The organism is Mesorhizobium sp. Primo-A, assembly GCF_003997175.1.
GTDB classification, from domain to species: domain Bacteria; phylum Pseudomonadota; class Alphaproteobacteria; order Rhizobiales; family Rhizobiaceae; genus Mesorhizobium; species Mesorhizobium ciceri.
In genome coordinates, this window is the sequence record NZ_RZTG01000034.1 from 1 (window position 1) to 14,026 (window position 14,026).

General features: G+C 61.1%; 11 protein-coding genes. 2 read left to right on the plus strand and 9 right to left on the minus strand.

Features of this window, described 5'->3' with window-relative positions:
* Window positions 1-79 precede the first annotated feature (79 nt).
* Window positions 80-2,293, plus strand: a complete 2,214-nt coding sequence (locus EOC83_RS31860) for an EAL domain-containing protein (RefSeq protein WP_063170588.1) — start codon at window positions 80-82, stop codon at window positions 2,291-2,293.
* 202 nt (window positions 2,294-2,495) lie between these two features.
* On the opposite strand, the gene EOC83_RS31865 is transcribed toward EOC83_RS31860, so the two are convergent.
* From EOC83_RS31865 to nanR, 9 genes are all read right to left on the minus strand, one after another.
* Window positions 2,496-4,391 (minus strand): hypothetical protein, encoded by a 1,896-nt coding sequence (locus EOC83_RS31865; RefSeq protein ID WP_063170587.1) that lies wholly within the window; start codon window positions 4,389-4,391, stop codon window positions 2,496-2,498.
* 80 nt (window positions 4,392-4,471) lie between these two features.
* On the minus strand, window positions 4,472-5,566 hold the full coding sequence (gene ugpC, locus EOC83_RS31870; protein ID WP_013525320.1) for a sn-glycerol-3-phosphate ABC transporter ATP-binding protein UgpC: 1,095 nt from the start codon (window positions 5,564-5,566) through the stop codon (window positions 4,472-4,474).
* Window positions 5,567-5,578: 12 nt separating this feature from the next.
* Window positions 5,579-6,427, minus strand: coding sequence for a carbohydrate ABC transporter permease (locus EOC83_RS31875; protein WP_013525321.1), 849 nt, complete (start codon window positions 6,425-6,427; stop codon window positions 5,579-5,581).
* Window positions 6,427-7,368 (minus strand): sugar ABC transporter permease, encoded by a 942-nt coding sequence (locus EOC83_RS31880; RefSeq protein ID WP_063170586.1) that lies wholly within the window; start codon window positions 7,366-7,368, stop codon window positions 6,427-6,429. The genes EOC83_RS31875 and EOC83_RS31880 overlap by 1 nt, the downstream gene beginning before the upstream one ends.
* 104 nt (window positions 7,369-7,472) lie before the next feature.
* Complete coding sequence (locus EOC83_RS31885) at window positions 7,473-9,128, minus strand: extracellular solute-binding protein (protein ID WP_024504468.1); 1,656 nt, start codon at window positions 9,126-9,128, stop codon at window positions 7,473-7,475.
* A 115-nt stretch (window positions 9,129-9,243) separates the two neighbouring features.
* A complete protein-coding gene (locus EOC83_RS31890; protein ID WP_245441854.1) occupies window positions 9,244-10,251 on the minus strand; it encodes an NAD(P)-dependent oxidoreductase in 1,008 nt (335 codons plus the stop codon).
* Between the two features lie 59 nt (window positions 10,252-10,310).
* Complete coding sequence (locus EOC83_RS31895) at window positions 10,311-11,087, minus strand: aldolase/citrate lyase family protein (protein ID WP_050596335.1); 777 nt, start codon at window positions 11,085-11,087, stop codon at window positions 10,311-10,313.
* Window positions 11,088-11,137: 50 nt separating this feature from the next.
* Entirely contained in the window at window positions 11,138-11,443 is a 306-nt protein-coding gene (locus EOC83_RS31900; protein ID WP_050596334.1) for a putative quinol monooxygenase, read from the minus strand.
* On the minus strand, window positions 11,440-12,150 hold the full coding sequence (nanR, locus tag EOC83_RS31905) for a transcriptional regulator NanR (RefSeq protein WP_027163180.1): 711 nt from the start codon (window positions 12,148-12,150) through the stop codon (window positions 11,440-11,442). The genes EOC83_RS31900 and nanR overlap by 4 nt, the downstream gene beginning before the upstream one ends.
* Window positions 12,151-12,903: 753 nt before the next feature.
* Between nanR and EOC83_RS31915 the strand changes: the two genes are divergently transcribed.
* On the plus strand, window positions 12,904-13,200 hold the full coding sequence (locus tag EOC83_RS31915; protein ID WP_342030152.1) for a type IV secretory system conjugative DNA transfer family protein: 297 nt from the start codon (window positions 12,904-12,906) through the stop codon (window positions 13,198-13,200).
* The last annotated feature ends 826 nt before the right edge of the window (window positions 13,201-14,026 follow it).

Below are 14,026 nucleotides of genomic sequence, written 5' to 3' on the forward strand. Positions count from 1 at the left end.
ACTGGCCTTTTCAAACGTGCAGCTTGCCTGATGCCGCGCCTTTAACGGTCCAGCAGTTTTCTTAGCGTAAAGCAGCCTCATGACGCTGCTCCGGCATTTCGGCGAACCAACACGTCGCCTTTTTTTCAAGCGAACGGCTTTGCCCATCATTGTCGTGACGCTGCTTGTTGCGACCCTCACCACAGGCCTTTTGCTGTGGTCGGCGACCCAGTCCGATGGTGTTGCCGTGTCGCGGCAGAAAAGCTTGGTCGCCTTGATCATATCCAAGCTGGAGAGCGGAATAGCCCACGATCAGGAGAGCGTCACCGTCTGGGACGACGCGGTCAGCGCCCTGCGGAGCCAGGATGCCAAATGGGTCGACACCAATCTCGGCACCTGGATGCACACGTATTTCGGCCACGATGAGGTCTACATTCTCGATCCGAAGGACGCGCCAGTCTACGCATTCGCCGATGGATCGGCGGTGGATCCGGCGAGCTATCAATCCATACGCCCGACCACTGCGCCTCTCGTGGAGAACCTCAGGGCGAGGCTGAAACAGGGGGACACCGACGGCGTCACCGAGCAGGTGCTCACGATAGGTGCTTCCGACATGGTCGTCATCTCCGGCCATCCTGCCATTGTCAGCATCAAGCCAGTCGTTTCCGACAGCGGCCACATTGCACAAGTACCAGGTCAGGAATTCCTACACGTTGCCGTTCGCTATCTGGACGGCAGTCTGCTTGCCTCCTTGCGCCAAGACTATCTGCTCGACGACGCACACTTCTCCTGGTCAAACATGCTTAGCTCTGAAGAGGCGTCCTATCCCCTCGTCGGTCGCTCTGGTTCGACTGTCGGCTTCTTTGTGTGGCAGCCATATCGGCCCGGGGCGTTTGTCCTTTTTCAACTGGTGCCAATACTCGTGGCGGTGTTCGGACTGGTACTTGGCGGAATTATTGTAGCTCTGGCCGCTTTGCGCCGGCGGACTTTGAGGCTGATTGAGACCGAGAATCACATCTATCACCTGGCCCACTACGACCTGCTTACAGGGCTGCACAGTCGCGGCCATTTCAACAGTCGTTTGGCTGATGCGCTGACACTGCTGCCCGCGACGGGCGAGCAGCTCGCGATCCTCTATCTTGACCTCGACCGGTTCAAGCAGGTCAATGACAGCTTTGGCCACCCTGCCGGTGACGAGTTGCTCAGGGAGTTCGCAGACCGGCTGAGGCGGCTGACCGTGGAGGTTGACACGGTGGCGCGCCTGGGCGGTGACGAATTCATTATCATCCAGCGCGCGGTCGCAGGCGAGAATGAGGTCAAAACATTGTGCGAGCACTTGATCGAGTCCGCGCGCCGGCCGTTCGAGGTCGCCGGAGTTCAGGTTTTTGTCGGGGTGAGCGTCGGCGTAGCTCTTGCTCCCAGGGACGGGGTGGACCAGGTCGAGTTGGTGCGGAAAGCCGACCTCGCCCTGTATCACGCCAAAGCCGGCGGTCGCAGCGGCTATGCTCTGTTTGAACCCGAGATGGACCAGACGCTGGCAAAGCGTAAGGGTCTCGAACAGGACCTGCGCAAGGCGCTGCAAACGCCCGGCCACATCCGGGTGCATTATCAGCCGCTTTACACCGCCGACACCAACAGGATGACGGGCGTCGAAGCCCTCGCGCGCTGGTCGCACGCAGAGCGTGGTTGGGTCGCCCCTGACTTGTTCGTACCATTGGCAGAGGAAACGGGGCTCATTGAAGTTCTAGGCGAGCTGGTTCTGCGCCAGGCCTGCCTTGACGCGGTGCATTGGCCGATCGAGACCCTGGCAGTGAACGTATCGGGGTTGCAGCTGAACAATCCGAGCTTTGCCATGAAAGTGACGAGCATCTTGTTGGAAACGCAAATGGATCCACGGCGGCTCGAGCTGGAGGTTACGGAAAGCACGCTCTCCGAGCGCCCCACCGAATGCCAGCAGAACATGGCAGCGTTGCGCAGTGTCGGGGTGCGCTTTGCGCTTGACGATTTCGGTACGGGATTTTCCTCATTGGGCCGACTGCAGAGCCTGGAAGTGGACAGGATCAAGATCGACCGAAGCTTCGTGCAGGGCTTTGGCGGCTCGAACGGTGACGAGGCCATCGTTCAGGCGATTATCGACCTGGCTCGCGTGACTGGCCTCAGCACCACAGCGGAAGGGGTCGAGACCGAGAGCCAGTGCAATTATCTGCGCAAGCTCGGCTGCGACCAGCTACAAGGCTTTTTGCTTTCAAGACCGGTGCCAAAAGAGGACCTTCAGGAACTCCTCGACGGCGGATCAAGGCGGGCGACCGCATGAGAATGCGTCTATGTGATTCCCGACGGTCGACGATGCCGCACGCGGATGCAAGCAGCGAATCTTGGGGGCCTGGGACAAGGTGCGTCGACACTCCCCTGGCCAGTGACGCCTGACGATCTGTGTCACCCGCTTCGGGCCAGAGCGATTGATGCGGCTGCGCATGACGCTGGGCTCAACTCTCAACCTCAGCGCACATCGGGCTCTAGGTCGAAAATGGTAGGTCGAGATCAACTCGCGCGACGGCGTAAGCGTCAAGCGAGATGAATTGGTCATCCAGCGGTCTTGCGGTACTTTCCATGAAGTTGGGATCGGTTGCCGCCCGTTCGAACTGCTCGTCGCCAAGAAGAGCTATACGGGCACTGCTCGGCGCATCCGGAAGTTTCACAGATTGCGCCTTGGAGGTGAGGTTGGCGACCCACAGTGTCACGCGCCAATCTTTTTCAGCTGCGATCGTCGCAATGGCGTCAGCGCCGGAAGTTCCTACGGACAGCAGGGTGGCTCCGCCGAGCCTTGAGAGACCCGCCATGACATGGAAAGCGGGATAGACCGTTCGGCCGTCCTGCTGGTCATACCATGGCTGGACGAAATCAGCCTTCCTGTGGATATGGCCAAAGGGGCCGGTGAAGTCCCCTACCGCGACGGCCTCGACCCCTTCGCGAGCGCAGGCCGCGAAATAGCCGAGCGTCCATGCCGCATTGAACAGCCCGCGCTGCCGCGGATCGATGCGGCTCAGACATATGCGGGCGTTCGCTTTGTTCGGCGCGGTGCCCTTTCCGTAGGGGTTCTCGCGGCAGCCGAGCTGACTGGGACCTATGCGCAGCGGCACGCGGTCGCCCGTGAAAGCATGTGCCGAGCGTATCTGATGAGGGATAGCCTGAAGCGTTTCCATCACCGAAATATCATCCGCCGCGTGCACGCTTGGACAGGTGGTGAAGGTCACGTAGTCGAGCGCTTCGGCTGGCGGACGCTTGCGATTGAGTTCGGTGAAGTAAGCGGCCATGCCTCCGCCCAGCCCGATCCCCGGGAAAGCCCGGCGAGCGGCGGAGTAGCATTCGGGGAAGCTGGGCATGACCGGCCGCGGTGCTCCCGGCTGAACGGATTTCATGTCCTGCGCCGGAAAGACGGAGACAGCTTCCAGTTTGAGGCCGATTGTATGGACCGCATCAGCGACGGGCGCCAATTCGCCGAATGGGTCGAGCGTGCCCTTGGTGATGATCTCGAGGACCACGCCTGCGCCGGTCAGCCGTGCAAGCGCGGCGTAGCTTTCGAGTTCATCATGGCCGTGTCCGAATCGGAGATCGACTTGGCAGACCATCCACTGCGGAGCCATTCGTCGTAGAAGCTCGGGGGATACAAGCGCGTGCCTTGCCTCGTCGCCAGCGACGCCGACGCCAACGCGAGGCACTTGGCCGACGGGTCTGCCGATCGTCAGGTTGATGAGTGGATTGCGGTTTTCAGACGCCCCGGCACGAAGCGTTCCTGACACGTGTAGCCGGACGACCTGGGTGAATTTCTGGCCCTTGGGCAGTCGGTAAGGCCACGGGCGACGCAGAGGGCGGACATAGGTTTTATAGGAAGCGTCAGACCAATTGCGTTGATCCTCCATCTCGAAGGCATCACCGTCCATGGTGCATGTGGCCCAGATCCCAGGCGCGATCTCATGCGACAACGCCCGGATATCGGTGAACGGACATTTAGGGTCGATGTGGTCCGGAAAGAGCGATAGCTCATCATGACCATCCTCATGCAGCACCTTTACCGGCTTGCCCGCCAAGGCTTCGATCGGATGAAGGACGATGAAGCCGGTCCGATTCGTCAAAAGGTCAGTCTCGGGCTCTGCCTCGGCCGCAAAAGCCAGCGCACCATCACTACTGCCCGAGATCCGTACCTGATAAACCAGGCGACCGGATGTTGCGGAACATGTTGCACGGTATGCGACGCTGAACACATCCAGCCTTTCATCGATGTGGAGATCATCGAGAACGGCTGTAGCGGTTCCCCAATTTTCGTCCCGCACAAGGAACGAGATTCCGCGCAGAATCTCAATTCCGTCAAGGCGGATGTAGCGTAACGCCCCATTGTCGAAGTCGACCGACAACGGTCCCGCGCGAAGTGTGCGCAAGGGTGGCTCGACCTGTTCGGTTCCACACAAGCGGATGGCTCGAGATGCTGCCAAGGTCAAATTGCTTGCTCCGTCGCAGCGTCAAAAATCGACGCCCGGTTCATGTTGATGTCGATCGGCAGTCTCTCGCCGGGACGGCTGACGTCGTGCGCCTGAAGCTCCGCCACCACTGGCGCGCCGGCAAGGCGGAAGGTCGCATAGCTGCGCGAGCCAGTCGGCTGCAGCAGGTCGATGGTTGCATCATAGCGCAGCGTGCCCGGCTCGGGGGTAGCAGCGTGTGCGCGTGTCAGATGTTCCGGGCGCAGCCCGAGCAGCACCGACTGCCCATCTATAGCGCCATTTAGAGTCCGCCCGGGGGCGATCGGCAGCAGACCATCGGCCAGCCGGATGGCGGCGGCGCTCCCGTCCAAAGCCAGCGTGCCCGGCAGGAAGCTCATGCGTGGGGAACCGAGAAAGCCCGCGACGAAGATCGAGGCGGGGCGCTCGAACAGTTCGAGTGGCGCGCCCTGCTGCTCGATCAACCCGTCGCGCATCAGCACGATGCGGTCAGCCAGTGTCATCGCCTCGATCTGGTCATGGGTGACGTAGATCATCGTCGTGGCGATGTCCTGGTGAAGGCGCTTGATCTCGCCGCGCATTTCGTCGCGAAGCTGGGCATCCAGATTGGACAGCGGCTCGTCGAACAGAAAGATGCGGGGGTTGCGGACTATGGCGCGGCCGATGGCGACGCGCTGACGCTGCCCACCGGATAACTGGCGTGGAAATCGCCCGAGCAAGGGGATGATGCCGAGCATACGCGCAGCCTCGGCAACGCGCGCCTCTACCTCGGGCTTCGGCATCTTGCGCGCCTTGAGACCGAAGCCGATGTTCTTCGCCACGCTCATATGTGGATAGAGCGCATAGTCTTGAAACACCATCGCCACGTCACGATCGCGCGGCCGCAAGTCATTGACCACCTCGCCGCCAATCTCGATCGTGCCTTGCGAACTCTCCTCCAGTCCTGCAATCGTCCTCAAAAGGGTACTCTTGCCGCATCCGGAGGGGCCGACCAGAACGGTGAACTCACCGTCGCGAATGTGGAGGTCAATGCCGCGCACCGCATGGAAGGCGCCGTAGCGCTTGTGCAAGCCGGTGATCCTGACTTCAGCCATGCCTGCCTCTTTCTATCCGCGAACGGCGCCGAGCGTCAGCCCGCGCACGAGATGTCGTTGAGCAAGGACTCCCAGAGCGATGGATGGCACGAGGGAAACAATGGCCAGGGCCGCCGCTTCACCATATTGCGCGCCCTGGAAGCCGATGAAGGAGCGGAATACGGTTGGCAGCGTGAACGCAGTTCGACTGGTCAAAATGAGCGCGAAGAAGAACTCCGTCCAGCAAGCGATGAAAGCGAAGACGGCCGCCGCGACGATGCCCGGGGCGGCAAGCGGCACGGCAACACGCCAGAACGCCTCCCAACGCGTGCAGCCATCGACCAGGGCCGCCTCCTCCATCGACTTCGGCATGCCGCGGAAATACGCGAACATCATCCACACCGACACCGGCAGCGTGAAGACCGTATAGGCGATGATCAGACCAATATGGGTGTCGTACAGCCCGACGCCACGATAGATAAGGAATACCGGCAGGACGATGCCGATCGGTGGCAGGAAGCGCTGTGACAGCACCCAGAAAGACAGGTGCTGGCCGCCCGTGTTGTAGCGCGCCAGACTATAAGCCATCAGCGTGCCCAACAACGCTGAAAGCACGGTGGCCGACAGCGAAATGATCAGACTGTTGATGAGCCCGTCGAGGCCGCGATAAGCGAACAGCGCAGCTTTGTAGTGTACAAGGGTCGGCTCGGCAGGGAACCAGACGGGCGGCACGGTGAGGTAGTCGTCGCTCGGCTTGATCGAGGTGTTGAACATCCAGTAGAGGGGCCACAGCACGAACACGAGGAAGAAGCCGAGCAGCAGCATGCGACCGATCGGCACCGACCGGCGTTTCCTGCGGCGGGCGGGCGCGACGGCGGCCATCAGACCGGCTCCACCTTCAAGAGCCGCCGCACCAGCAGCGTCACTACCAGCGCGGTGAAAATCAGGAATAGCCAGCTTCCGGCCGTCGCCTGCGACAGATGAAACTGGGTGAAGCCGACCGTGTAGAGATAGTAGGAAGCCGTGTAGGTTTGCGTACCCGGGCCGCCGCCGGTCATGATAAAAATGGTATCGAACATTCGGATGGCGTCAAGCAGGCGGAAGGTCAACGCCAGCAGCATCATAGACCCGAGATGCGGCAGCGTGATCGCCCAGAAGGCCTGCCAGGCATTGACGCCGTCGAGTTCCGCCGCCTCGTAGAGGTTCGGAGGGATTGCGGTAAGCCCGGCGAGCAGGACGACAAACATGAACGGAGTCCACTGCCAGACATCAGCGATGATCAGCGAGACATAAAGCCATGGGCGCTCGGTCATCCAGCCGATCGTCACCTCCTGCCCCAACAGTTGCGTCAGGATGTAGTTGGTTGGCCCGAAAGGCCGCTGAAGCAGCAGCGTCCACGCTTGGCCGACTATCACCGGGCTGATGAAAAGCGGCACGATCAGGATCGACATGACGACACCGCGCCCCGGAAAGCTGCGCACCATGGTGAGCGCCACCAGAAGGCCCAGCACGAATTCGATGGCGACGCTGATGCTCGACAGGCAGGCCGTCAGCAAGAGCGACCACCGTGCCACGGGATCGAACACCACCCGCTCGAAGTTTTTCAAGCCGACAAAGGCGTGGCCCGGCACCTGGAAGTCGTAGTTGATGAAGGACACGACCAGTGAGAACAGCAGCGGATAGATCGACAGCGCCAGTATCAACAGCACCGCGGGCGCGACCAGAATCCATTTGAAGTGGCGGTCCGCCCACTGTGCGAGGGTCGAAAGCCGAGGCGGGGCGCCGGTGGTCGTCATGCGACTGATCGTGGTGGTGTGCGGCATCGATTTATTCCAAAGATCGCCACGCGGTTGAGCCAGGGTGTTGCGAGCAAAGCGCCCGCAACACCGGTCTGGTGCTAGAAACCCGGCTCCCCTCCAGGCGAGTCTCAGAGGGTGACTGCCATGCCAAGCTTCTCCACTGTGTTGTCAGCGGTGGCGCCGGGCAGTTTCAGGAACTCGGTGTAGAATGCCTTTTGCGACTCCATCCCGAGCCGATCGGTCGTCTCGTTCCACTCGGCGGCCGCCGTTTCCAGCGATGCTTTCGGATCCGCACCAGCCCACACTGCGGTGCACATGCGGTCGATGCTCAAGAAATAGTCCTGCGCACCTGGCATGATCGGGTCGAGCAGGCCGACATTCGCCGAGTTGTTGAGGTTGGCCAGGTACTCCTTGGCGCTCGGGAACAGTGCTCCATAGAGCTCCGACTTGAAATGCGAAATGCGGTATGGGTCGCGCAGCGCATAGGGCAACATGCAGCGCGCCAGTGAGACGGGAGGCGAGCAGGCCCACTGCATGAACAGATACGCCGCCTCCGGATTGGGCGAATCCGCCGACAGCGCCTTGTTGTAGCCGGTGGCATGTTCCGGATTGCCCGGCACGACGGCATAGCCAACCTTGCCAGCGATCTGCGACTGGGGAATGAAGTTGATCGCCGTGGCGGATTGCGAATAGTTCGCCGCCATCCGGCCGCTTGGAGGCCAGGAATAGATCATCGCAACCTTCCCCGTCAGGAATGCCGCCCAAAGGGAGACGGCGTCGAGCTCGTTGTTACCGGGGATCGAGGCCTTGTTGGCCGCGAGCATGTTCGTCAGCGTCTTGACGCCCGCATCCGACACCAAGCCGGCCTTCATGTCGTCGCCGAACAGTTTCCCGCCGTTGGCACGGTACTGCTGCAGAAAGTCGAACTGATTGCCCGGGCTGCCCGCCTTGCGGAAGTGGCCTGCACCATAAACCTTCGGTGCCATCTGGTCGGTGATGAATTGGGCGATCTGAGCATATTCCTCCCAGGTCTTCGGTGGTCCGAGCTTCGCGTTGAACTTGGTCTGGTAGGCCTCCATCATCTTCGGATCCTCGAAGATGTCCTTGCGGTAGTAGAGAGCGAACATGTCGCCGTCGTCGAAGAAGCCCCAGATCTTTCCCTTGTAGGTCGGCAGCGCCTTGTAGAGAGGATGATAGTCCTCGAGGTCTGCAGGGTTCATATATTTGGCGATATAGTCGTCGAGAGGTGCGATGACGCCGCCATCGGCGAGCGACGGTGTCCAGGCTGGCGAGATGTCGAGCACGTCATAGGCGCCTGAGCCGGCAATGTGCTCGGCGACCGCCTTGGAGTATTGATCGGGATTCGACAGTTCGACCACATTCGACTTCATGCCCGTAAGCTGCTCCCACATCGGCCCACTGAAATTGCGTGGATCGAGCGCCTGCAGGCCTGCCTCGTAGGTCATGTTGATCGTGACGCCCGCATGCGCCTTGGCCGCCTCGACCGCGCGGAAGGCGGAGCCCTCCGCCGGTCCTTCCTTAGATGCTTTCAGCGCAGCGGCCTGCGCCTGTCCCAGCGGCGACGTGGCGTCGGCCAGTTCGAGCTTCTGCTGCGCCAGCGCCCAATCGGTCATCATACCCAAAATGGGTGCAGACGCTGCCAACATACCGGTCATCTGGCCGAAGCGGGTTATGAAATTCCGGCGGGTCGTTTCGCCACGCATGAAGGCGTCGACCTCTGCTTCGAGACCGGCCTGAAAGTCACGTTTTTCACGATCGTTCATAGTGCTTGGTCCTCCCGTTTTCTCATTTGCTCACTCGTCCGCAGGCGCGGCGGTCGAGCATTCCTCCCGTAAGGCCCCCGCAATGGCCGCGGCGGCGCGCCAAATTCTCGCACTCCTAGCTTCCGAAGCGGCCCGCGAAAACGGCCAGCCTATCCTTCCACCGCACGCTCGAAAGCACCTCGCGATTGACCACACCGCGCGGCTCGCGACCATGTTGAACCTCGATTACCGCTTTGACGTCTGCAGCGCCGTTGCCGGCAAAGCACTGGTCGGTCCAGCACAATGCGTGCGGCGCAAGGATGACGTTGTCGAGTTTGAGGATTGCATCGTCAGCATCCGGCGGCTCCTGCTCCAGCACGTCGAGACCGGCGCCGGCGATACGACGCTCCCGCAGGGCTTGTGCCAATGCCTTCTGGTCGACGATCGGGCCGCGCGCTGTATTGATCAGGTATGCAGTAGGCTTCATCAGGGCGAGCCGCTCGGCATTGACGAGATGGCGCGTGTCAGGCGTCAGCGGGCAACTTACCGACAGCACGTCGGCGCGACGAAACAGATCTTCCAGTCCGACCAGCTCCACGCCTAGTTCGGCAGCGACCTTCTTGTCTGCAAATGGGTCATGGGCGATGAACCTCATATCGAAGGGCTTTGCCAGGCGAAAAACTTCGGCGCCTATGTTGCCGATGCCGAGCGACCCCAGCGTACGCCCCACGAGCCCGACACCCATATGTTGGGAGCGCTCCTGGAAGCCATGAGGTCCCTTACGGGTGAGGGCGTCCTTCGTGAACAGCTTGCCGGTGAGTGCCAACATAAAGGTGATGACGGATACGGCGACCGGCCGTCTTACCCCATCGGGCGTGATGACCAGAGCGATGCCGGCGGCAGTGCAGGCCTCGACGTCGACAGTATCGTAGCCGACGCCGAAGCGGGCAACGACGGCCAGCCGACCGCTCTTGGGGACACTCGTGGAAACGAAGCGATGAGTGAGAAGGATCAGCGCATCGAAGTCCTCAAGCTGGTCGGCGCGAAGCGGGTTATTCGATTCCAGGAATGTCATCTCGAGGCCTGGCGCCTTGCGCAGAGGCTCCAGGTCGAAGTCGGGATAGGTCAGCGAGCCGTCCGGCATGCGGAAATCACCGGAAAGCGCCACCTTGAACTTTAGGTCGCCCATTCTCTCCTCCGTTCTTACTGGCACCCGGCCCGGATTTTGGAGACCGCGTCGGCGATCGCGTCGTGCAGTATCCAGACGTCGCCCGAATAACAAATGAAGTCGAAGCCTTGTGCGTAGAACTCGTGGCCCTGCTGGACGTTGGGCACCAGGCGCCCGAGCGACTTGTTGTGCCTTTTGGCGGCGGAAACGATTTTGGCCATCGCGGCGATGAAGGTCGGGTGCGCGAAGTCGCCGGGAATGCCGAGCGAGACCGACAGATCAAAGTGACCGACCCACAGACAATCGACGCCGTCCAATCCCGCAATGCCGTCGATGTTCTTGACGCCGTCGGCGGTCTCGATCAGGCAGATGAACACCGAGCGCTGGTTGGCCGCCTCGAACTTATCTGCAACCGAGCCCGGACGGTAACGGTCATGCGCGATCTGCAGCGCCACGCCGCGAGCGCCAGCCGGATGGTATTTCATGGAATTGATGATGTGCTGCGCCTGCTCGACGGTACTCACCATCGGCGCGATTAATCCTTCGGCCCCCATATCCATGGCGCGGGCGAGGAAATGGTAGTCCTGCGATGGCACACGCACCATAACCGGCAGGTCGGCCGCCTCGAAATAGCGGATCGCGCTCTTGACCGTTTCCAGGCTGAAGCCCGAATGCTCCATATCGAAAAAGGCGAAGTCACAGCCAGCGGACTTCAGGATGTGGCCTATCCCCGGCGTCGCGAACTCGGCGACAAGGGTCCCGAGCTTGACGCGTCTGTGAGACGCTAGCGCCTTGAGACTTGGCTCCGACATGAACTTCCCTCCCGTTCGCCCACAAGGGGCGCATTGCGCCTACGCGTTCTTCAAGACGAAGCTTCGACAACAAGGTCGCAGATCGTCACCAGCTTGGTGTCGACGAGCGGCGCGCTCTGCGAATTGAATTCCTCGAAATGGGCTGTCCGGCAGTGGAGCATGAATGCCGCCTCGCTGTCGTAAATCTCGTAGAGCAGGACCCGGTCGGGCTCGCCGCGCGCCTGCGTCACATCAAAGCGGCGGCAGCCGGCTTCGCTGCGAACCGACGCGGTCGCGTTGGCGTCCACGAGCTCTCGGAATCTGCCCCGGGCACCCGGCTTGAGGCGGAAATCGACCCAGACCACGAAGCCGCTCATCCCTTGCCACCCGCAATTTCAAGATAGCGTCTGGAGACATATTCCAGATGCCTGCGCATAGCCGCTTCGGAGGCGTCTGGATCGCGCGCGGCGACGGCATCAAAGATTTCGCGATGAGCCTCGTAGGCCTTTCGGTCTTCACCTTTGGCCAAAGTTGTGCGCCGCTGTTCCAGCAGCCATTCGGCCAACGCCGCGTGAATGGCTGTGAAGATACGATTGCGGGTGATCACCGCCAGCACGTAGTGGAAGTCCACATCGGTGCGCTCGAAGCGCGTCAGGTCCCCGATCGACTGCCGGTTGATTTCGAGCGCCTCCTTGAGGCCCTCAATATCCTCTGACGTGGCATTGATGGCGGCGTTGCGGGCAAGCCCGACTTCGAAAAACAAACGCGCGCTCTGGAAGTCATGAACCCCGCCAGGGGCCGAAATCATGTGGCGCGCCGGCCCCGAGAGGGCGTCGATTACGAATTGGGGGGTTGGCCGAGTGACGCGGGCGCGCTCGCCGGATTTCACCTCGACAAGCCCCATCTTGCTCAGATGCAGCAGGGCCTCGCGGATTGAAGGGCGCCCGACCCCGAACTGCCGCATGAGTTCCCGCTCGGATGGGAGCCGGTCGGCTTCGGCCAGCTCTCCCTTGCGGATCATCCGCTCGAGGTGCGCTGCAACCTCCTCCGAAAGCTTCCGCGGTTTGATCAGAACTCCGATCATGTGGCATACCTGTTATACCAGTCGGATACGCTAGGCTCCCAGAGCGCCTCTGTCAACGATCAATTGGGCTGGATAGAGACCGAACAGAGATGCCCAGGCTCGCGCGGCCCGCCTCTTGGATGGCAAGGACGACGATCGATGGGCTGCTCGTAAAAGATCAGCGGCGCAACCTTCACGCCCTCGACCTCGACCACAGGAGTGGCACAGACATGTGCCCTCGCCCCGCTGCGCTGCCCGACCCAGGCAAGCCAGGGCTGCCAAAGGGCGAGCGGATTTCCGCTCCAGCCGATCGCGCCAGCGGCCACACCGCCGGTGATGAAACCAAGCGAATGCAGCGCTTCAAGGCATGAAAGTGAGGATAGGCCTTGCAAGGCCGAGAATGCCGTCGACCTGAACCCGTCCACCGTGAGTCATATGAACCTGGGTATCTGGAGTGAAGGAAGCCATCGCCCGGAGGAACCACACCGCCGACGAAGGCTGTGATGATCCTACCCTCGGAATCGATTGTGCGAAGTTAGGAATTCCCAAAGCGGACCGGTTCCGCGGGCGCACAGACCTCGCGGGAGATAGCCGCGCACAACCGCAAGGTAGAAGGCCTGCGACCGGGGCGGACAGATATGGCGATGTCACCGACTCTGGGCTCGTGCTGAATTGCTTCGATTCGCCGAAGGCCAAGCGGATAGCTCGGTGTCATGTTCAGCCGACACCCACTCCATACGACGTCGTCGAACCACTGCTGCGCGGCGTGACGCAATGGGTTCCGGAACCAAAACTGCGACCCGATTGCAGGATTGCGACTCGTCGCCAAGCGCATTTGTCCGCGAAAACGTCGCCCGCTTCATCAACATGACACCGGAGACATTCTCGGGCATCTATGGGGCCGCATCCAGGGAAACGCACTGGCTGTCCTATGAGCTACGCCGCGCTCGTCTCGGGCAGAAGTTTGCGACCGACGAGGTTGCAGCGGGCAAAATCGACATCTTCATCAACGTCGACTCAACACACTCGAGAACCATCCGGACCTCGCCCGGGTCATCATTGGCTCACTGATGAATGCCATCTACAATCGCAATGAAGCAGGCCAGTTCGGATCTTGTCGATGAGCTGATTTCCATGAAATTCGTTCAGGAGATGAAATCCACCCAACAGCGCGTTGGCAAGCCTCCGACCCCGCTTGAAGATGGGCCCCCCTCCCCTTCCCGAGATCAGCTGTTCAACGGTGTCCGCGGCAGCCTACGGCGACAGCGACCTCAAGGGCCAAGAGTGACACCATAGAGCCGGGAATGATGGTCTTGGCATCGTTGTTCCCGAGCCGACAAATTCGGTTTCTACCTCAGGCCGGATTTCATCACCAAGCGTCTGCTATCAACGCTCGGGTGGCACCCTCGTCGGTTGCGAACGCTCCCTTGGCGAGCAGATAAAGGAAGTTTCGGGCGCTCGCCCGCACCGCTCAAAACGATGGTGCGCGAACTGCGGTCTCCAGCGATCGGCTTTCAGTCGGGTAACGGTTGACCTCCGCATGCAAACGCACCTGCAGGAGGCACGCTGACCTACCCTATGTCAGCGAATATCGTTTGAGGCCGCTAGAGACGAATTGGGGTCGGTCCGAGCTTTGGACGTTTGCGTCTCGTCATGATGGAGGAGGTCGGCCATTGCTTTTGATGCCTTCGACCAAGCCTCAGCCGGCAAAGCGAGCCCGCCTACCGCCTTGAGCCGGTGGAAGCGCCCTCCCCTCCCCTAAGCCGCTCCGCTGATGGGGCGGTTTTTACTGCCGTAAAGACTGCTCTTTGTGTCAGAAAAACCAGGCGTTTAGCCAGATGAGCGGGAGAGTTCCAGTCGAACGACAACCCGCCATTATCCGCCGACAGCAGGAATC